Raw genomic sequence first — 18,318 nt, 5'->3', positions numbered from 1 at the left:
CATTTGCTCACATGAATAGAAGAGGTGGTCTGGTATGCATTTTCTGATTGACAACTGTTATTCTTTTGAAGGTTATCACCTGGTGGAAACATTATTGGAAGAAGGGCATGAAGTAACAGGTATCCATTCTTCCGTCTTATCCGATAAGGAAGCACATTTGAGTATGTATCTTGGGCGGCATGCATTGTTTAAGGAAGGTATCCAAAAGAAAGATTATGCTGCTTATGTGACATTTTTTGGAGAAGGAGAAAGGCAAGTTGGAGCCCAACGTGTGGATTTGCATTATCATAGATCAGATGATACAAATGCAGAAGTACAAATTCTGCTGCCGATCTTGTATGGGGAATGGATGCCAAGAGACACAGACGCACTGCAATGGGAGGGAAAGAATATTCCTTTTGATGATGCCTTTTTCCGTGCACATGCGCTGCCGATCCAGCCAGTCATGCAAACTGTCAGCAAACTGCTAGCGGGAGATACGAGATCCAAGAACTATCGTTTCTATGCTAAAGAGGTCTGTCCGGAGCAGGAAGATCGGACAGTTATTGCCTTTACGCGCAATCTGAAGGATGATTTAACCGCTTTACATCAACACTATGCGAAATTCAGTCAATTTTATAAATAAGCCCCTGCTCCGTACAGTTTATTTTGAAAGAAATTTCATGGCGTGTTTCTTTACGTGTTTTACATATGGAGAAAGCTGGTCATACGTTTCCATAAGTGTGCCGGCAGTCTCCATTAAATTAAACTCTTTTTTTGGTTCCTCCTTCACAGCCTCTTGCTTCCTAGTACCAAATAAAAAAGCGTCCATACGGGAATTATTTCGTTTCATCAACGCACCTCCATACGTTACAATATGTCTGGAAAGTGCCTCTTGGCTATGCCTCTACCTAGCAAAAGAAAGTTTGTTATATATTTTAAGCTTACAGAACACCAAAAATACGTTACAATATATCTCAGATTATGCACTTTATCTATATAAGTATGGTCATATTTTATTTCAACCAGTTAGAACAGCTTCAGCAAGTATTTTTGCTGAAGGAGGAGGAACAAACGTATGGAAAAGAAAAGAGTTGTTGTCACAGGTATTGGCGCAGTGACACCAGTAGGAAATGACGCTGCAACAATGTGGCAGAACCTTTTAGAAGGAAAATCGGGTATAGACCATCTTACCCGAGTAAATAAAGACGACTACCCTGCAAAAGTGGCAGCGGAAGTAAAAGACTTCAATCCAGAAGATTATATGGAAAAGAAAGATTCGAAACGGATGGATTTATTCACACAGTATGCTGTTGCTGCAAGTAAGATGGCGGTAGAAGATGCGAAGCTTTCTATTACCGACGAAAATGCAAACCGTATCGGTGTGTGGATCGGATCTGGTATTGGGGGTATGGGAACATATGAAGAACAGTTCGAGAAACTGATGACAAAGGGTCCACGCCGTGTGAGTCCTTTCTTCGTCCCAATGATGATTCCGGACATGGCTTCCGGACAAGTATCCATTCAGCTTGGTGCGAAAGGTATTAACTCTTGTACGGTTACTGCTTGTGCATCTGGTGCAAACTCCATTGGAGATGCTTTTAAAGTTATCCAGCGCGGAGATGCAGATATCATGATTACTGGCGGTACAGAAGCGCCGCTTACCAAAATGGCATTCGCTGGTTTTGCTGCTGCAAAAGCACTTTCCTTTAACGATGATCCAGCTACAGCAAGCCGTCCATTTGATGCAAACCGTGATGGTTTCGTTATGGGAGAAGGAGCCGGTATCTTAATTTTAGAATCACTTGAGTCCGCACTAGAACGCGGTGCAACAATTTACGCAGAAATCGCAGGATACGGTTCTTCAGGTGATGCTTACCACATTACAGCTCCAGCTCCAGAAGGCGAAGGAGCTGTCCGTGCTATGCGTCAAGCGATGGAAGACGCGGAGTTGCAAGCGGAAGATATCGATTACGTTAACGCCCATGGGACAAGCACAGAATTGAATGATAAATTCGAAACGGCTGCTTTAAAACAGCTGTTAGGAGATCATGCTTATCAAACAGCTATTTCCTCAACGAAATCAATGACAGGACATATGCTTGGAGCTGCTGGAGCAGTTGAAGCGATTATCTGTGTCAAATCCATTCAGGATGCGGTTGTTCCGCCAACAATCAACCAGTCAGAGAAAGATCCACTTTGTGATTTAGACTATGTACCAAATGTGAAGCGTGAGCAAGCTGTTCGTGCAGCATTAAGCAATTCACTTGGATTTGGCGGCCACAATGCTGCTCTTGTATTCAAGCAATATCAATAAACGCAAAAACCTCCTATCTAATTAGGAGGTTTTTTTTGTTACTTGATTCATGGTTCAGAAGAATAAAACTTTGCTGGTTGGTCATAATGTATCCTACTACAAGCCACACGGCACGCGCTCCCTACACCCAATAGATATAGCAGCATGCAAGTGCGTACCAGTGTCGGATTAGCAGAATCGAAAAGCAAAGTGAGGGTTATCTATGTTATTTATGCATGATATTTGGGTGAATTGGTTCGAAGGTGAAGAAAATGGCTATAACGTATGCTCATTCCATGAGTGGCGTAAGGAAGATGGTATCGAACTGCTGGATCAAGTACCACTGCTCTACATAGAAGATTCGCTGTTCGCCTACATTGAAAATGACTTACAAGAGTTGCCGAAAGCAATGCTGGATTTGATTCACCGAAAAGCTTTCTTGCGAAAAAATCAAGAACGAATTGCCATCGATTATGCATGCATCATAACGAACGGTAAAGCAATCCTGGCCATTGATACGATGGGGTATATCACTCCTGTTCGAAAAAGCAGACTTATTCCTCGTCAGGAAAGACTTGTTTATCAGATGATTGAAGATTCGCAGCCGGAAAGTTTCGATTGGCGTATAGATGAAGAGGAGAAGCAGTATCATATCTTATCTTTGCAGCCAGACTTGATGGTTGGGCTGACACGAAAGGAAAGACAGTTAAAACAGCTGCTTATGATGGCGATGGATCAGCTGGAAACGAGCGAAAACCTCGAACAGGTCCGCTACTGGCTGACGGAATGGAAGCCGGAGGAATATCATGTGAATCGATCCCTGAACTTCCAAGAAGCGTGGCAGAAACTATACGAAGGTGTTTCCATTGGCTGGAGCAGAAAACAAGAAGAACTATGTGAAAAGATGGTGAAAGGACAGCCATTCTACGAAAAATTATGGGAACTAGAGCAAAATGACCAGGCGAAAACCTCATAAAAAATGACCGGCAGTTTTAGCTGCCGGTCATTTTTATTTGCCGCGACCTAATCCCATCGCTTTTTTAGCTTTTCTTAACGTCTTATTAGCAGCAGCCTGTGCGCGTTCTGCGCCCTTGTCAAGCACCTCGTCTAATTCATCGCTCTCCAACCATTCATAATAACGCTTCTGCAGCGGAGCAAGCATATTCACAACAGCATCGGCAACCGCTTGTTTAAAATCGCCATAACCACTGTCGGCGAATTCTTGTTCACTTTCTGCAATCGTTTTGTTTGTCGCAACAGAGTAAATCGTCAACAAATTGCTGACACCTGGTTTATTTTCTTTATCGTAGCGTACGACGCCTTCAGAATCCGTAACGGCACTCTTAATTTTCTTCTCAATCTGTTTCGGTTCATCTAAGATAAAGATAGAAGCTTTTAGATTTGTATCTGACTTGCTCATTTTCTTTGTTGGCTCCTGTAAAGACATAATACGCGCGCCAACTTTGGTGATTTGGATATCTGGAACAGTGAATATGTTGTTGAATCGATTATTGAACCGCTCCGCCACATTTCTTGTCAATTCCAGATGCTGCTTTTGATCATCTCCGACAGGTACAATATCTGTATTGTATAGAAGAATATCAGCAGCCATCAGCGGGGGATACGTAAGCAAAGCAGCAGAGACGCCATCCTTGCCATCTGATTTATCTTTGAATTGTGTCATCCGTTCTAATTCTCCGATATAACTAATCGATTGAATCATCCAGCCCAGCTGTGTATGCGCAGGCACTTCCGATTGGATGAAAAGAACCGATTTTTCTGGATCAATTCCAGCAGCCAGATAAAGAGCTGCGAGTGAGCGAATCTGCTTTTTCAGCTTTAATCTGTCCTGCGGTACTGTAATCGCATGTTCATCTACAATACAGAAATAGCATTGATTTTCTTCCTGTAATGTTGGAAATTGGCTAAGAGCACCAATATAGTTACCAAGCGTTAAACTGCCGCTTGGCTGAATACCTGAAAAGATTGTCTTCATTGTCATCTTCCTCCTAAAAAAGTCCATAAAAAAATCCATTCGCTAACCTGCTTGCATGCAGGGACGAATAGACCGCGGTGCCACCCTAATTATCCTTCTAATGAGGATCACTTTACGCAGTTAACGCCTGCCAAAACGGCGGGAGGCAATCCCGCAGCTCCGAAAACCCAATTTCCGCTACCCATAGTGCTCGTTCTCACCAGCCACGAGCTCTCTTCAACTAGAGGAGTACCGTACTACATTTTCATCTTCGCTTTTTAAAACTTGTTAGTTAACTATTATATGCATCTTGCGACCGGTTTGCAAGCCGGTCTGTCAAATGAGGTAATATATTGCAAGCAAGATGAGCATTAGTGCGATTAGGACGGCTGCTTGGAACTGCATGTAGCGTAGAAATGAGCGGTTCACCCATTGAGACGGCTCTCCATTTTCTTCAAAATCTAATAAACCCTTGCTCATCATTTTACCGAATCTGCGAAAGCTTCTCGTAATTCCATCGAGCACTCTGCCTTTAACAACAAATAAAAGTAAAGCAACGACAAAATAGAAAAAAGCTACATAAAAGAAAGAGTTAATAAGTGTAAGCAGATTTTGTTCATCTGAAGCCAGAAATAGAACAAATGTGATGACTAAATTGATCGTTAATAAGATAAAATGCCCTTTACCAAACAAAATATATAACCGCCTTCGTAATATGATGAACCATTATAGCATATGTGCTTCCTAGTATTTTAGTAATCGAACATTTGGGTAAAAGTAGCGGTCTTTAAGAATCTAATTCTGTAAATTGTGTGAAAAGCATAAAATAAAGAGGAAAATCAGTAAAATAAACTAGGTATATAGTCCTGTTTATTGTTATGAAAATGCAATGTTTTCGCACTTTTGTAAAATTGCTATAAATTTAGGGGTGCACAAATTGTGAGAAAACTTGTATAATTCTAATTGCGAACAAGTTGTTCGTTGAAAGTTGATAAAATTTAGAATTTTTGGGGAGGTCATGTTTTACATGAGAAAGAAGAACTGGCTATTAGTTGCACTTGTTTTAGTACTTAGTTCATTTTTAGCAGCATGTTCCGGTGGGTCTGATAGCTCCGGCGGAGATGGCGGCAGCGGAAGCGGAGACAGCGCTTCAGGATCTGCGAATGGCGAACAGGTATTCAACCTTACAGAATCAACGGACATTCCTTCTATGGATCCGCAAGTTTCAACGGACACAGCAGGAAGTCAATGGATTTCCGAAACATATGAAGGACTTTACCGTATGAAAGATGGCGAAATCTCTGAAGGTATTGCCAAAGGTGAGCCTGAAGTTAGTGAAGATGCTTTAACTTGGACATTCAATCTACGCGATAACGCGAAGTGGAGTAACGGTGAAGCTGTTACAGCACATGATTTTGTTTACGGATGGCAAAGAGCTGTTGATCCAGAAACAAAGTCTGAATATGGTCCGTACATGATGGGCGGCGTTATTAAAAATGCTGAAGCTATTGCAACAGGTGAGAAAGATGTATCTGAACTTGGTGTAAAAGCAGATGGCGATTACAAGCTTGTTGTAGAACTTGAAAAGCCAGTTCCTTATTTCGAATCTCTTACTGCTTTCACTACTTTCTTCCCTGTTAATCAGAAGTTTGTAGAAGAACAAGGTGATAAGTTCGCCCTTGAAGCAGATACAATGATTTCAAATGGTCCGTTTAAGATGACGGAATGGAATCATGGAAGTAGTTTTAAATTTGTAAAGAATGAAGATTACTGGGATGCAGATACAGTTCAATTAGAAGAAATTAATGTAGAAGTTGTTAAAGATTTAGCTACAGGTGTCAACTTGTACGATACTGGAGAAATTGACCGTACACCATTATCTTCTGAATTTGTAAATCAAAAGATTAATGACCCTGGTTTTGCTACTTATTTGGAAGCAGGTCCATGGTATTTGAAACTTAACCAAGAACGAAATGGCGAAGATACGCCACTAGCAAATATCAATGCACGTAAGGCTATTGCACAGGCTATTGACAAAAAAGGCCTAGTTGATGTAGTGCTGAACAACGGTTCTACTGAAATCAATGGCTTGATTCCAGCAGGTTTCTACTCAAGTGAAGATGGTCAAGACTTCCGTGAAGCAAGTGGAGACTATTTGACTTATGATGTTGACGCTGCGAAAGAGTCTTGGGAGAAAGCAAAAGAAGAGCTAGGTACAGAAGAAGTGACTGTAGAAATCCTTACAGGTGATACAACTACTTCCACTCAAATGGTTGACTATTTCCAAGAGCAGTTGGAGTCAAATCTAGAAGGTCTTACTGTTAAAACGTTGAAAGTACCGTTCCAACAAAGATTAGAGCTAGACACAGCAGAAGATTACGACATTGAAGTTGCGGGTTGGAATCCAGATTACGTTGACCCATATACTTTCCTAAGTTTGTTTGAAACTGAAGGAGAGAATAACCATATGAATTACTCTAGTGAAGCATATGATACTGCTGTTGAGAGATCTGTAAATGAAAATGCTCTTGATCCAGAAGCTCGCTGGAACGATGCACTTGAAGCAGAGAAAATTCTAATGGAAGATGCTGCAATTGCACCTATTTATCAGGACGGTCGCTCTTACTTGATCAGTCCAAAGCTTCAAAATGTATATAAGAACCAAACTGGTGCACGTTGGGAATACAAGTGGGCATATGCCGATAACGCAGCGGCAGAAAATGCACAATAAGTTAACAACTTATATTTGAAGTGTTGGTTAAGGGAGTATAAACGCCTGATAGTTTATACTCTCTTTCCCATTGTAGAATATTGTCTAAATAGAGTAAAAATTCAAACATATTAGGAGGCTATCATGGCTCGGTATATTGGACAACGGTTAATATACATGGTGATAACGTTATTTTTAATTGCTACAATCTCATTTATTTTAATGAAGTTCCTTCCAGGGACGCCGCTTTCAGCTGCAGATAAGCTTAGCCCCGAACAGAGGGAGATTATATTGGAAAGCTATGGCTTAAATGATCCCATTCCTGTTCAGTATGGAAAATACTTAATAGGATTGGTACAAGGGGATTTGGGGATTTCTTTCCAATTTGATAATAGACCTGTAACAAGTATATTGGGCGAGGGTATCCCTGCCTCTGCTCAGCTAGGTATTCAAGCGTTGCTACTAGGTACAATACTTGGGGTCGCATTAGGGCTATTATCTGCTGTTTACCATAATGGTTTTACAGACTACGCATCAACTGTTGTTGCTGTTTTAGGTACATCAATTCCCTCTTTCATTTTTGCAGGGGTTATGCAATACTTCATTGCTGTTAAGTTAGGGTGGTTACCGGTAGCATTTTGGGATGGATTTGAGTATACAATTCTTCCAACTATCGCTTTAGCTATCTTCCCGCTTGCAACATGTGCACGTTTTGTAAGAACAGAGATGATTGAAGTTCTAAATCAAGATTATATTACTACAGCAAGAGCTAAAGGGTTAACTGGTACTACAGTCGTTTTTAAACACGGTATTAGAAATGCATTAATTCCTTTGATTACAGTTTTAGGACCTCTTGCAGTCAGCTTGCTAACTGGTACATTGGTAATTGAACAAATCTTTTCTGTACCTGGGATTGGTCAACAGTTTGTTTCATCTGTTGTAACAAATGATTTCCCGGTCATTATGGGTACGACACTGTTTTTTGCTGTAGTATTTATAGCCATGATTCTAATTATAGATATCCTTTATGGAATAATCGATCCTAGAATTAGAATATCTGGAGGCAAATAAAGCATGGAAAATAAAAAACAATTTGATCAGAAACTATTCAAACGCGTAGATCGTACTAATGAACAAAGTGATAATATTGTAAGAGAGAGTCGCACGCTTTTACAAGATGCTTTTCGGAGTTTAAGGAAAAATGTATTTGTAATGATAGCGGTTGTGGTCTTACTTGTTATCGTTTTAATGAGTATTTTTGCTCCAATATTCAGTGACTATACTACCCGCGAACAGGATTTAAACAGATCATTGCTTGGTCCCAGAATTCCTGTACTTGAGAATATATCTTGGCTCGGATTAGATGGAATGGAGTCAAAGACATTTAATGGTAACAACGTAGAAACAGCGAAACAAAAGGCATCGCTGCAATATAAAAATGAGGATTTCATTTCGTTTGATATAGTTAGTGAAGGAAATGGAACACCAAACTCAGCTGAAGTAGAAGCTACCTACAATAAGTATGCTGCTAGTGGATATGAAAATGAGTATTTTTATTTTGGTACAGACAGACTTGGTCGTGACCTATGGACGAGAACATGGGATGGTACTAGAGTATCACTCCTAATAGCAGTTGTTGCAGCATTAATTGATTTGGTGATAGGGGTTCTTTATGGAGGTATCGCCGCTTATTATGGCGGGAAAGTCGATAATATCATGATGCGTTTCTTAGAAATCGTTATAGGTATACCGAATCTAGTAGTCGTCATCCTCATGATTTTAATTTTGGAACCTGGTCTTTGGGCTATAATTATTGCACTAACCATAACAGGTTGGACAAGTATGGCCAGAATTGTTAGAGGTGAAATTTTGAAATTAAAAGGACAAGAATTTGTTCTTGCTGCGAGAACACTCGGTGCTCCGGATAAAAGACTTATTTTGAGACACTTAATTCCGAATGTGATGGGTCTAATCATTGTTAATACAATGTTCTCTATCCCATCAGCTATATTCTTTGAATCCTTCTTAAGCTTTATCGGCCTAGGGTTACCGTCACCAGCAGCATCACTAGGAACGTTAATTAATGATGGATTTGCAGCATTGCAGACAACACCATCTATATTAGTATTCCCAGCTGTAATAATTTCCTTGATAATGATAGGATTCAATATTCTCGGTGACGGTGTCCGTGATGCGTTTGATCCAAGACTGAATAAAAAATGATAGCAGGTGAAATTTATGGATAGACTCCTAGAAGTCAATGATTTGCATGTTTCTTTTAATACGTACAGTGGTGAAGTTCAAGCAGTCAGAGGCGTGAATCTACATCTGAATGAAGGGGAAACACTTGCGATTGTAGGTGAATCAGGATCAGGTAAATCTGTTACTACAAAAGCGTTAATGGGATTGCTCCCAAAGCCACATGGCTTTATTAAACATGGAAGTATTAAATTTGATAATAATGATATATCGAAAATGAAGGATAAAGATCTGCAGAAGATTCGTGGTAAAGACATTGCAATGATTTTCCAAGATCCAATGACTTCTCTGAATCCTACCTTGAAAGTCGGCACTCAAATTATGGAAGGCCTGCTGAAACATCAAAAACTAAGCAAGGCAGAAGCGCATAAAAAAGCAATAGAGCTAATGGACTTGGTACAAATTCCGAATCCAGAAGCGCGTATGAAACAATATCCGCACCAATTTTCTGGCGGCATGCGTCAGCGTGTTGTTATTGCAATGGCACTTGCTTGTAACCCGCGCGTACTGATTGCGGATGAGCCTACTACAGCGCTGGACGTAACAATTCAAGCGCAAATTCTTGATCTCATGAAAGATATTCAAGAGAAAGTAAACACTTCCATCATCTTCATTACTCACGACCTTGGCGTTGTTGCCAACATTGCAGACCGCGTTGCGGTAATGTATGCAGGGAAGATAGTGGAAACGGGAACTGTTGATGAAGTGTTTTACAATCCGAAGCATCCGTACACATGGGGGCTTTTAGGTTCCATGCCAACATTAGAGAGTGACGAAGAGGAGCTATTTGCAATCCCAGGTACTCCTCCCGATTTGATTGCACCTCCAAAAGGTGACGCTTTTGCAGCACGTAATCGTTTTGCTCTTGAGATTGATTTTGTAGAGGAGCCACCGATGTTTAAGGTGTCTGATACGCATTATGCGGCTACTTGGCTGCTGCATGAAGATGCACCGAAGGTTGAGCCGCCCGCGTCAGTGAAGAAACGTATTGATTCAATGGATCATTCTGAGGAGGCGACGCGATCATGAGTCAGAATAAATTGGTTGAAGTCAAAAATTTGAAGCAGCATTTCAAACTCGGGAAAAATAACGTCGTCAAGGCAGTAGATGGATTGACGTTTGATATTTATAAAGGAGAAACATTCGGTCTTGTTGGAGAGTCGGGTTGTGGGAAATCGACAACTGGCCGCTCTATCATCCGTTTGTATGATTCCACTGATGGAGAAGTACTTTTTAAAGGCGATAATGTTCAAGGGAAGAAAAACAAGTCGGAGTTGAAGAAATTCAACCGTCAGATGCAGATGATCTTCCAGGATCCGTATTCTTCTCTAAACCCGCGTATGACGGTAATGGATATCATCGCAGAAGGTATTGATATCCACGGACTTGCGAAAAATGCGGAAGAACGAAAAGCAAAAGTTTATGAGCTGTTAGAGACAGTAGGCTTGAATAAAGAGCATGCGAGCCGTTATCCTCATGAATTCAGCGGCGGGCAGCGTCAGCGTTTAGGAATTGCACGTGCACTGGCTGTAGATCCAGAATTCATCATTGCTGATGAGCCAATCTCTGCCCTGGACGTATCAATTCAAGCGCAGGTTGTTAACTTGATGAAAAAGCTACAAAAAGAAAAGGGCCTAACGTACTTGTTCATTGCCCATGATCTTTCTATGGTTAAGTATATCAGTGACCGCATTGGTGTTATGTATTTCGGTAAGCTGGTTGAGCTTGCTGATGCAGAAGAGCTGTACAAAAATCCAGTTCACCCATACACACGCTCTTTGTTGTCTGCCATTCCGCTTCCAGATCCAATTTATGAGCGTAATCGCAAACGTATTGTGTATGATCCAAGTCAGCATGATACAAGTGAAGAACCAGAATTTCGTGAAATCAGCCCAAGACATTGGGTGCTATGCACAACGAAGGAATTCGAAGCATATAAAAAAGAGCAGCAAAACACAGTAACAAACTAATAATAGAAAATCGCAGCCAAAAGCTGCGATTTTTTGTGTATTCAGGTTTCCTTTTCAGTAAATTAGGATAAATAGAAATAGGGAGTACAGCAAATGACGCAGTTCGGCAATGTTTTGCAAAAAAGCGGTTTCATCTGCCATATATCTCCCTTATAATGAAAGTAACCAACATATAGGAGATTGATAGAATGGGAAAATGGAAGAATGTAATGCTGACAGCCGCTTTTACAGTCACTGCTCTTGTTCCAACAGCTGCATTTGCTGCAGAAGAAGGAGAAACGCTGGAAACAAAACAGCTGAAGGCTCGGACAGCGACTGTTCAGTCGTATGAAGTACCGCAAGTTATGAAACGATTCACGTACTCATCGGATTTGTCATTTGACTACCCAGACGCTGTAAGAGGTATTTATGTGACTGGTCCTAGTGCGGGAGGGGCAAGATTCGACAGCCTCGTAAAGCTTGTGGATGACACAGATCTCAATGCAATGGTTATTGATATTAAGGATGATCACGGCAACATTACATATAAGCCAGATAAAAAATCTCCATACTACGATATAGCACAGGATTATATAGACGACCCGCAAAAAATGCTGAAGGAATTAGAAAAGCATAAGATATATCCAATTGCTCGAATTGTTGTCTTTAAGGATACACTGTTAGCAGAGAAAAAACCGGAGCTTTCTTTCCGAAATCCGGATGGAAGTGTTTGGAAGAATGGACGCGGAGAAGCATTTGTGAGCCCATTCCAGCATGAGGTTTGGGAATATAATGTTGAATTAGCGAAAGAAGCTGCGATGATGGGCTTCCAAGAAATCCAGTTTGACTATGTCCGGTTCCCGGAAGGATTTGAATCAAAGGATGACGTATTACAATACGACCATGGCGATTACGCAGATAAGGATACAGACAATGTACAAAAGCGTGTCCATGCGGTGACAGACTTTGTTACTTATGCCAAAGAGCAGCTGGCTAACTATGATGTGGAAACTTCTGTGGATATATTCGGCTATTCTGCCACATTGGAAGAAGCACCGGGTATCGGCCAGAACTTCTCTAAGATTTCATCTAATGTAGATGTTATTTCTTCTATGATATATCCGAGTCACTGGACTTCTTATTTTGGTATTGATGTTCCAAATGATCATCCGTATAAGCTTACAGTTGAGTATGCCAAAGTTGAGAATGAGGTACTAGGGAAACTTGAAAATGCTCCAGAATCCAGACCTTGGATCCAAGATTTTGAAGCACCATGGGTTTCCTCGAAACAATACGGTAAGCAAGAGGTAGAAGATCAAATTCGTGCGCTAAATGAGAATGGAATCGACGAATTTCTCATTTGGAATGCGGGCAACAGTTACACAGAGGGTGTAGATTATACACCATAAGACAAAAACAGCTCCCTTCAAAAGGGGCTGTTTTGTTTAGAGCAAGCGCTCTGGGGAATAATTAGTTATAACGTCACTTGAAGGAGCTGCCCTATGAATTGGTATGAAAAACTGAGTAAATATTTTCCGATTGAAGAGATGAAATCAAAAGAACATATGGAGTTACTGCTAAAAGAAAAAGCAGATGTATATTTTAAAGACGAGAGCGAAGATCATGTGCTGATGTATGCAGAATTTGATCACTTTCTGTTTATTGATTACGTCTATGTTTCTGCTAAGACACGGGGAAAAGGGGTTGGCGGGAAGCTGATTGATAAGCTGAAAGCGAAGAACAAACCTATTCTTTTAGAAGTAGAGCCTATCCAATATGAAGATTCCGATTCGGAAAAACGGCTGCGTTTTTACGAGAAACAAGGCTTCCGGCATGCGCAGGCAATAGGTTATAACCGCCGCTCTTTAGCAACAAATGAAGAGAATCCAATGGAAATCCTGTTCTGGGCTCCAAATGATGAAACGGAAGAGGAAATCTACCAGGCGATGCGGAATATGTATGAGCAAATTCATACATATAGAGATAAAGATTTATATGGAAAAGCGTATCAGGAAGCTGATGAAGTGCTGAGCTTTGAGAAAGATACTGCAAAGGATAGTATTTTCCATACATTAAAAGATAATAAGAAATAATTTAATAAAATTGGTTTTAGATTATGCAAGTGGGGTAAACAAGAACCATAGGAACGAATCAAACGTATATTTGTGTAAAAACTGTGGTATCTTTTAAGAAGTCTTTCAAATACTTGACCGCTGTAGTATACTTGTACATAGAGAGATTACATTAAAATTATTTTAAATAAAATCTTTCCATGGGCAAAGAAATAGAAACATATTCTGTATTGAGGAGTGAAGTTTAAATGGTAACACTTTATACCTCACCAAGTTGTACATCTTGCCGCAAAGCTAAAGCTTGGTTAGAAGAGCATGATATTCCATTTACAGAGAGGAACATCTTCTCCGAGACATTATCACTTGAAGAAATCAAGGAAATCCTGCGTATGACAGAAGATGGTACAGATGAAATCATCTCTACACGCTCGAAGGTTTTCCAAAGTCTAGATATGAACTTAGATCAATTACCATTGAAAAAGTTATATAGCTTGATTCAAGAAAACCCTGGTCTGTTAAGACGTCCGATCATCCTTGATGAGAAACGACTGCAGGTCGGATATAATGAAGACGAAATTCGTCGCTTCCTGCCAAGAACAGTACGTACATTCCAGCTTCGAGAAGCACAGCGAATGGTCAACTAGTTCTAGCTGTTGAAGGGCGCAGATCCCACGGGATTTGCGCCCTTTTGCTTTGAGTAAAGCGGATGACAAATTATCTGAAATGCGCTACAATGAACAGAATCCCAATGGGGTCATTCGCCTTTTTTCGGCAATCCTAGGCCTTTCTATTTTCCATTAGGGACAATTTATCATAAAATAGAAATAGACACAGAAAAAGTTTGGTTGAGGGTAAGGGAATGCGGGAAGTGTAAATGCGAGAGGGCGTTTTTCACCTGCCACTTTACTGGAGGGAGAGAAAACCATGGAAATCGAAAGAATTAATGAAAATACGATTAAATTTTATATTTCTTATATAGACATTGAAGACCGCGGTTTTGATAAAGAAGATATCTGGTACAACCGTGAACGCAGTGAACAATTGTTTTGGCAAATGATGGATGAAGTGAATTATAAAGAAGACTTTAGTGTGGACGGTCCGCTTTGGATTCAAGTGCAAGCGATGGACAAAGGTTTAGAAATCGTTGTGACAAAAGCTCAACTTACCAAAGATGGCGAGAGCTTGGAACTGAATGTAGATGATAAAACAATTCAAGCATCTGTCGAAGATAAAGTCGACTCTGTTCTTGAAGAGAAGTTCGGCTCCCACAATGAAGCAGCTGAAGAAGAGGACGAAGGAGAACTATCCTTTGTAATCCAATTCCGTGACTTTGAAGATGTCATTCAGCTTAGCCATTATTTTGAAGAGACATATGGCATCGAGAATAGACTATTCCATTACAAAGATAAGTATATGCTTTATGTAGAATTTGATGATAGTGTGCTCGGTGATGATGAGCAAGAAAATCTCTTGAGTCAGGTGCTGGAGTTCGGCTATGATTGCCAGACAACGATTTATCGATTAGAAGAATATGGCAAGGTGATTTTCGCTGAAGACGCACTCGCACAAGTGAAGAAGTTTTTCCCTCTTAAATAGACATTCCTACAAGAATGTCTATTTTTTTATGCGTAAAATACAAATTCACAGCGCTTTTCTTCCTCGCTCTGCAGCTGGTGTATACTGGTTGTGAGGAGGTGGTTAGCATGTTACAGGCTCAGCTGGATGATGGCAGAATGATTCTGCTTGCTGCTTATCGAAAAGAACAAATCCAATTTTTCCGCCAAGCACATTTCTTTTGCCCTGCCTGCCGCAAACCAGTCAAGATACGAGCAGGAAAGAAAGTCATTCCCCATTTTGCTCATGTTCATATACAAGATTGTGAAATGGAAGGAAAAGGGGAAGGTTTATATCATCTGCGCGGGAAGCTGCAGCTTTATCACTGGCTGAAAAACCAAGGTTATACAGTGAATGTAGAGGAACGTATTCCAAACGCGCAAAGAAGGCCAGATTTACTAGTACATGCAAAAGATGGCAAAAAAATGGCCATCGAGTATCAATGTGCATCTATTTCTGATGACGAACTGATTAGCCGGAATGAAGTGTACCAGCAGCGAGGAATCAAAGCTGTCTGGATTCTTGGCGGAAACCGTTTAAAGCGAACGTCCACTTATCTGCTTCATTTACCAAAAAAAGAACAGCGTTTTCTTATGAAACTAAAACAAAACCTGCCTCTGCAGATGCTTTATTATTGTGCTGATACGCAAGCATTTTGCAATGTACAACATATCCTTCTAACCGGAAAGAAACAGACAGTCGGACAATTTTATTTCCGGTCACTTCAACAGACAAGATTTCCTCAGTTATTTCATCCTCTTCCCAAACATCAGCAAGCAATTGAACTTGCTTGGAAACAACTTCAAAGCAGAACGGTCGCAAAGCCGCTAACTTATGCTCCAAGATCGGTGAAAAAATGGATAATGCAAACTTATGAGAAAGGGTATCTTTTGCAGGATATTCCGGTTTCTGTTTTGCAGCCTGTGGAGGCGCAGTACAGCTTGTCGGTACCTCCTTTTATTTGGCAAACAGATTTGTGGCTCAATCAATTGCACCCAGCTACTGTCGGGGAAAATATAACGATTGCGCAATTGCTATATACGTGCCAAAAATGGGCAACAGCAATCAAGCCGTTTGCCGTACATACAAATAAGCATCCGGTGGAAACCTATATGGAGAAGCTTTGTCAAATAGGCTTGTTTGAACAGAATAAGGATGGTTCCTATGTGAAGAAAAAAGCTTCCCCTTTTTGAGGAGTTCGCTGTACAATCGTTTTCTTCGCATGAAACTGCAGTTTTTATATATAATAAGAAGAGAGAAAATGCTTGTAAATGAAGGATTTTCCCACCAATTATACGAAATAGTTTAGGAACAGAAAAAGGCAAGAGTACTGGAGGAGGATGTTCGTGGCAAAATCAAAGTCTTTACCAAAACGTAGCGAGGTGCCAGTGGAGAACACGTGGAACCTAGAGAATATATTCGGAAGTGATGAACAATGGGAGGAAGAACGCAAATCGTTAGCTGAAGACGGAGACAAAATCTCTGCATTCCAAGGCAAACTAGACGAATCTGCAGATACATTATATCAGATGTTCAAGCTGCAGGACGAGCTTTCAGAGCGTATAGGTAAGCTTTATACATACGCACATATGCGTTATGACCAGGACACAACAAATGGTCACTACCAAGCACTTCAATCCAAAGCAGAGCTATTGATTACCCAAATTTCAAGTAAGATGAGCTACATTGTTCCGGAATTACTTGCGATAGATGAATCGCGTATTGAGGCCTTTCTGAAAGAAAACGATGATCTTAAGCTGTACGAGCATACATTAAACGAAATAAGCCGTCAGCGAGCGCATGTATTGTCAGAGAAGGAAGAAACATTGCTTGCTCAAGCTTCTGAAGTGACAGATAATGGCGCAGCTACATTCGGTATGCTAAATAACGCAGATCTTACTTTCCCTAGCATTAAGAACGAAGAAGGGGAAGAAGTCGATGTTACACACGGCCGCTATGTCACGTTCTTGGAGTCCAGTGATCAGCGCGTACGTCGAGATGCGTTCAAGTCCATGTATGATACATTTGGTCAATTCCGTAATACATTTGCAACGACATTATCTGGAACGGTGAAAAAAAATAATTTCTACGCAAAGGTCAGAAATTATGAGTCAGCCCGTCAAGCAGCGCTTGATAATAACAAAATTCCGGAAAAAGTGTACGATAATTTAGTCGAGGCAGTAAATGAGCGTTTGCCGCTGCTTCATCGATATGTAGAGCTTCGCAAGAAAGTACTTGGTCTTGACGACTTGCATATGTACGATTTGTATACACCGCTTGTTAAAGGTGTCGATATGAAGGTATCGTATGAAGAAGCAAAAGAGCTTGTTCTTAAAGGATTAGAGCCGTTAGGCGAAGATTATCAATCCATTCTTAAAGAAGGCTTCGAAAATCGCTGGGTGGATGTGGAAGAAAATAAAGGCAAACGCAGCGGCGCTTATTCTTCTGGTGCATATGGTACAAATCCATATATTTTAATGAACTGGCAAGATAATGTAAACAACCTGTTTACACTGGCACATGAATTCGGCCACTCGGTTCATAGTTACTATACACGTAAGAACCAGCCTTATCGCTACGGAAATTATTCTATTTTTGTTGCGGAAGTAGCTTCTACGTGTAACGAGGCATTGTTAAACGAATATATGATAAATAGTGTGGAAGATGATAAAGAGAAGCTGTACTTGCTTAATCACTTCCTCGAAGGGTTCCGCGGCACTGTCTTCCGTCAGACGATGTTTGCTGAATTTGAGCATATGATTCACAAGCATCAGCAGGATGGTGAAGTGCTGACAGCAGAGAAACTCACATCCATGTATTATGATTTGAACAAGAAGTATTTCGGTGAAGAATTGACAATTGATGAAGAGATTGGGTTGGAATGGGCTCGTATTCCACACTTCTACTACAACTACTATGTATATCAGTATGCGACAGGATATGCAGCTGCTACAGCGTTGTCTGCTAAGATCTTGGAGGAAGGACAATCTGCTGTTGATAAATATGTAGGCTTCTTAAAAGCAGGCAGCAGTGATTACCCGATTGAAGTGCTTAAATCTGCAGGTGTGGATATGAACGACAAGCAGACGATTCTTTCAGCACTTGATGTATTTGAAGCAAAATTGAACGAAATGGAAGAGCTGTTACAGAAATAAAAGGCAAAAACCGACGCTAGCTAACGCGTCGGTTTTTTCATTCCTTTAAATTGTCGTTTTCTTGTCAGGAAATAACAAAGAGCAAATAGGGATAAAAATAATACAGGCAATGTGATCGCTAATGATACGAGCTGCAACAATCCAAGAATGTTAAAGCAAAGGGCAAACATAACTAAGGCTATCAATAGAATGCCAATACCTTTCATCGCTTCACCTCCGCTATCTTAACTGTATGCAGAAGGGGAAATAGCTAGACTAGCCAAGCTTGTGTCTTTTTTGTGAAATAATGCACATAAAGGTTGCTATTCA

18 protein-coding genes and 1 other annotated feature are annotated in these 18,318 nt (G+C 40.6%); of the genes, 14 read left to right on the top strand and 4 right to left on the bottom strand.

Going from position 1 to position 18,318, the window contains the following annotated elements; translation table 11 throughout:
- Positions 1 to 34: 34 nt before the first annotated feature.
- Positions 35 to 625, top strand: a complete 591-nt coding sequence (locus B1K52_RS16540; protein ID WP_077310235.1) for a hypothetical protein — start codon at positions 35 to 37, stop codon at positions 623 to 625.
- A gap of 18 nt (positions 626 to 643) precedes the next feature.
- Here B1K52_RS16540 and B1K52_RS16535 read toward each other — a convergent pair whose 3' ends face one another.
- A complete protein-coding gene (locus B1K52_RS16535) occupies positions 644 to 832 on the bottom strand; it encodes a hypothetical protein (protein WP_077310233.1) in 189 nt (62 codons plus the stop codon).
- 225 nt (positions 833 to 1,057) lie between these two features.
- Between B1K52_RS16535 and fabF the strand changes: the two genes are divergently transcribed.
- Both fabF and B1K52_RS16525 read left to right on the top strand, forming a co-directional pair.
- The gene (gene fabF / locus B1K52_RS16530) at positions 1,058 to 2,296 is read left to right on the top strand and encodes a beta-ketoacyl-ACP synthase II (RefSeq protein ID WP_077310231.1); all 1,239 of its coding nucleotides are present in this window, start codon (positions 1,058 to 1,060) and stop codon (positions 2,294 to 2,296) included.
- A 202-nt stretch (positions 2,297 to 2,498) separates the two neighbouring features.
- On the top strand, positions 2,499 to 3,251 hold the full coding sequence (locus B1K52_RS16525) for a YjbA family protein (RefSeq protein WP_077310230.1): 753 nt from the start codon (positions 2,499 to 2,501) through the stop codon (positions 3,249 to 3,251).
- A 33-nt stretch (positions 3,252 to 3,284) separates the two neighbouring features.
- On the opposite strand, the gene trpS is transcribed toward B1K52_RS16525, so the two are convergent.
- Together trpS and B1K52_RS16515 are read right to left on the bottom strand one after the other, a co-directional pair.
- Positions 3,285 to 4,271: a tryptophan--tRNA ligase gene (gene trpS, locus B1K52_RS16520; protein WP_077310228.1), complete on the bottom strand. Its 987-nt coding sequence runs from the start codon at positions 4,269 to 4,271 to the stop codon at positions 3,285 to 3,287.
- Positions 4,272 to 4,327: 56 nt separating this feature from the next.
- Positions 4,328 to 4,531, bottom strand: a binding site (T-box leader).
- A gap of 55 nt (positions 4,532 to 4,586) precedes the next feature.
- Complete coding sequence (locus B1K52_RS16515; protein ID WP_179106588.1) at positions 4,587 to 4,943, bottom strand: DUF3899 domain-containing protein; 357 nt, start codon at positions 4,941 to 4,943, stop codon at positions 4,587 to 4,589.
- Between the two features lie 334 nt (positions 4,944 to 5,277).
- Here B1K52_RS16515 and B1K52_RS16510 point away from each other — a divergent pair, with 334 nt between their 5' ends.
- The 11 genes from B1K52_RS16510 to pepF all read left to right on the top strand — a co-directional run bounded on the left by B1K52_RS16510 (position 5,278) and on the right by pepF (position 18,009).
- Positions 5,278 to 6,981: a peptide ABC transporter substrate-binding protein gene (locus B1K52_RS16510; protein ID WP_077310224.1), complete on the top strand. Its 1,704-nt coding sequence runs from the start codon at positions 5,278 to 5,280 to the stop codon at positions 6,979 to 6,981.
- 123 nt (positions 6,982 to 7,104) lie between these two features.
- On the top strand, positions 7,105 to 8,031 hold the full coding sequence (gene opp3b / locus B1K52_RS16505; RefSeq protein ID WP_077310222.1) for an oligopeptide ABC transporter permease: 927 nt from the start codon (positions 7,105 to 7,107) through the stop codon (positions 8,029 to 8,031).
- 3 nt (positions 8,032 to 8,034) lie between these two features.
- Positions 8,035 to 9,183 carry an oligopeptide ABC transporter permease gene (opp3C, locus tag B1K52_RS16500; protein WP_077310218.1) on the top strand — a complete coding sequence of 383 codons (1,149 nt, stop codon included), beginning with the start codon at positions 8,035 to 8,037 and terminating at the stop codon, positions 9,181 to 9,183.
- Positions 9,184 to 9,198: 15 nt separating this feature from the next.
- Positions 9,199 to 10,248 (top strand): ABC transporter ATP-binding protein, encoded by a 1,050-nt coding sequence (locus tag B1K52_RS16495; RefSeq protein WP_077310215.1) that lies wholly within the window; start codon positions 9,199 to 9,201, stop codon positions 10,246 to 10,248.
- Positions 10,245 to 11,189 (top strand): ABC transporter ATP-binding protein, encoded by a 945-nt coding sequence (locus tag B1K52_RS16490; protein ID WP_077310212.1) that lies wholly within the window; start codon positions 10,245 to 10,247, stop codon positions 11,187 to 11,189. The genes B1K52_RS16495 and B1K52_RS16490 overlap by 4 nt, the downstream gene beginning before the upstream one ends.
- 188 nt (positions 11,190 to 11,377) lie before the next feature.
- On the top strand, positions 11,378 to 12,577 hold the full coding sequence (locus B1K52_RS16485) for a putative glycoside hydrolase (protein ID WP_143588907.1): 1,200 nt from the start codon (positions 11,378 to 11,380) through the stop codon (positions 12,575 to 12,577).
- A gap of 93 nt (positions 12,578 to 12,670) precedes the next feature.
- On the top strand, positions 12,671 to 13,261 hold the full coding sequence (locus tag B1K52_RS16480; protein ID WP_077310209.1) for a GNAT family N-acetyltransferase: 591 nt from the start codon (positions 12,671 to 12,673) through the stop codon (positions 13,259 to 13,261).
- A 227-nt stretch (positions 13,262 to 13,488) separates the two neighbouring features.
- Entirely contained in the window at positions 13,489 to 13,884 is a 396-nt protein-coding gene (spxA, locus tag B1K52_RS16475) for a transcriptional regulator SpxA (RefSeq protein WP_077310206.1), read from the top strand.
- Positions 13,885 to 14,164: 280 nt separating this feature from the next.
- The gene (mecA, locus tag B1K52_RS16470) at positions 14,165 to 14,836 is read left to right on the top strand and encodes an adaptor protein MecA (RefSeq protein WP_077310203.1); all 672 of its coding nucleotides are present in this window, start codon (positions 14,165 to 14,167) and stop codon (positions 14,834 to 14,836) included.
- 107 nt (positions 14,837 to 14,943) lie between these two features.
- Positions 14,944 to 16,047: a competence protein CoiA gene (locus B1K52_RS16465; RefSeq protein ID WP_179106587.1), complete on the top strand. Its 1,104-nt coding sequence runs from the start codon at positions 14,944 to 14,946 to the stop codon at positions 16,045 to 16,047.
- Positions 16,048 to 16,194: 147 nt separating this feature from the next.
- Positions 16,195 to 18,009, top strand: a complete 1,815-nt coding sequence (gene pepF, locus B1K52_RS16460) for an oligoendopeptidase F (protein ID WP_077310198.1) — start codon at positions 16,195 to 16,197, stop codon at positions 18,007 to 18,009.
- A gap of 20 nt (positions 18,010 to 18,029) precedes the next feature.
- Here the strand turns inward: pepF and B1K52_RS18130 are convergent, their stop codons facing one another.
- Positions 18,030 to 18,215, bottom strand: coding sequence for a hypothetical protein (locus B1K52_RS18130; RefSeq protein ID WP_077310195.1), 186 nt, complete (start codon positions 18,213 to 18,215; stop codon positions 18,030 to 18,032).
- Positions 18,216 to 18,318 lie beyond the last annotated feature (103 nt).

The organism is Terribacillus halophilus (assembly GCF_900162685.1).
GTDB lineage: Bacteria > Bacillota > Bacilli > Bacillales > Amphibacillaceae > Terribacillus > Terribacillus halophilus_A.
Note: the sequence above shows the minus strand (reverse complement) of the source record. Positions and strands in the feature narration are given on the sequence as shown.

Excerpts from the sequence above, each read along its gene's own strand:
- B1K52_RS16540 (WP_077310235.1), top strand. The coding sequence starts at position 35 with ATGCATTTTCTGATTGACAACTGTTATTCTTTTGAAGGTTATCACCTG.
- B1K52_RS16535 (WP_077310233.1), bottom strand. The coding sequence starts at position 832 with ATGAAACGAAATAATTCCCGTATGGACGCTTTTTTATTTGGTACTAGG.
- fabF (WP_077310231.1), top strand. The coding sequence starts at position 1,058 with ATGGAAAAGAAAAGAGTTGTTGTCACAGGTATTGGCGCAGTGACACCA.
- B1K52_RS16525 (WP_077310230.1), top strand. The coding sequence starts at position 2,499 with ATGTTATTTATGCATGATATTTGGGTGAATTGGTTCGAAGGTGAAGAA.
- trpS (WP_077310228.1), bottom strand. The coding sequence starts at position 4,271 with ATGAAGACAATCTTTTCAGGTATTCAGCCAAGCGGCAGTTTAACGCTT.
- B1K52_RS16510 (WP_077310224.1), top strand. The coding sequence starts at position 5,278 with ATGAGAAAGAAGAACTGGCTATTAGTTGCACTTGTTTTAGTACTTAGT.
- opp3b (WP_077310222.1), top strand. The coding sequence starts at position 7,105 with ATGGCTCGGTATATTGGACAACGGTTAATATACATGGTGATAACGTTA.
- opp3C (WP_077310218.1), top strand. The coding sequence starts at position 8,035 with ATGGAAAATAAAAAACAATTTGATCAGAAACTATTCAAACGCGTAGAT.
- B1K52_RS16495 (WP_077310215.1), top strand. The coding sequence starts at position 9,199 with ATGGATAGACTCCTAGAAGTCAATGATTTGCATGTTTCTTTTAATACG.
- B1K52_RS16490 (WP_077310212.1), top strand. The coding sequence starts at position 10,245 with ATGAGTCAGAATAAATTGGTTGAAGTCAAAAATTTGAAGCAGCATTTC.
- B1K52_RS16485 (WP_143588907.1), top strand. The coding sequence starts at position 11,378 with ATGGGAAAATGGAAGAATGTAATGCTGACAGCCGCTTTTACAGTCACT.
- B1K52_RS16480 (WP_077310209.1), top strand. The coding sequence starts at position 12,671 with ATGAATTGGTATGAAAAACTGAGTAAATATTTTCCGATTGAAGAGATG.
- spxA (WP_077310206.1), top strand. The coding sequence starts at position 13,489 with ATGGTAACACTTTATACCTCACCAAGTTGTACATCTTGCCGCAAAGCT.
- mecA (WP_077310203.1), top strand. The coding sequence starts at position 14,165 with ATGGAAATCGAAAGAATTAATGAAAATACGATTAAATTTTATATTTCT.
- B1K52_RS16465 (WP_179106587.1), top strand. The coding sequence starts at position 14,944 with ATGTTACAGGCTCAGCTGGATGATGGCAGAATGATTCTGCTTGCTGCT.
- pepF (WP_077310198.1), top strand. The coding sequence starts at position 16,195 with ATGTTCGTGGCAAAATCAAAGTCTTTACCAAAACGTAGCGAGGTGCCA.
- B1K52_RS18130 (WP_077310195.1), bottom strand. The coding sequence starts at position 18,215 with ATGAAAGGTATTGGCATTCTATTGATAGCCTTAGTTATGTTTGCCCTT.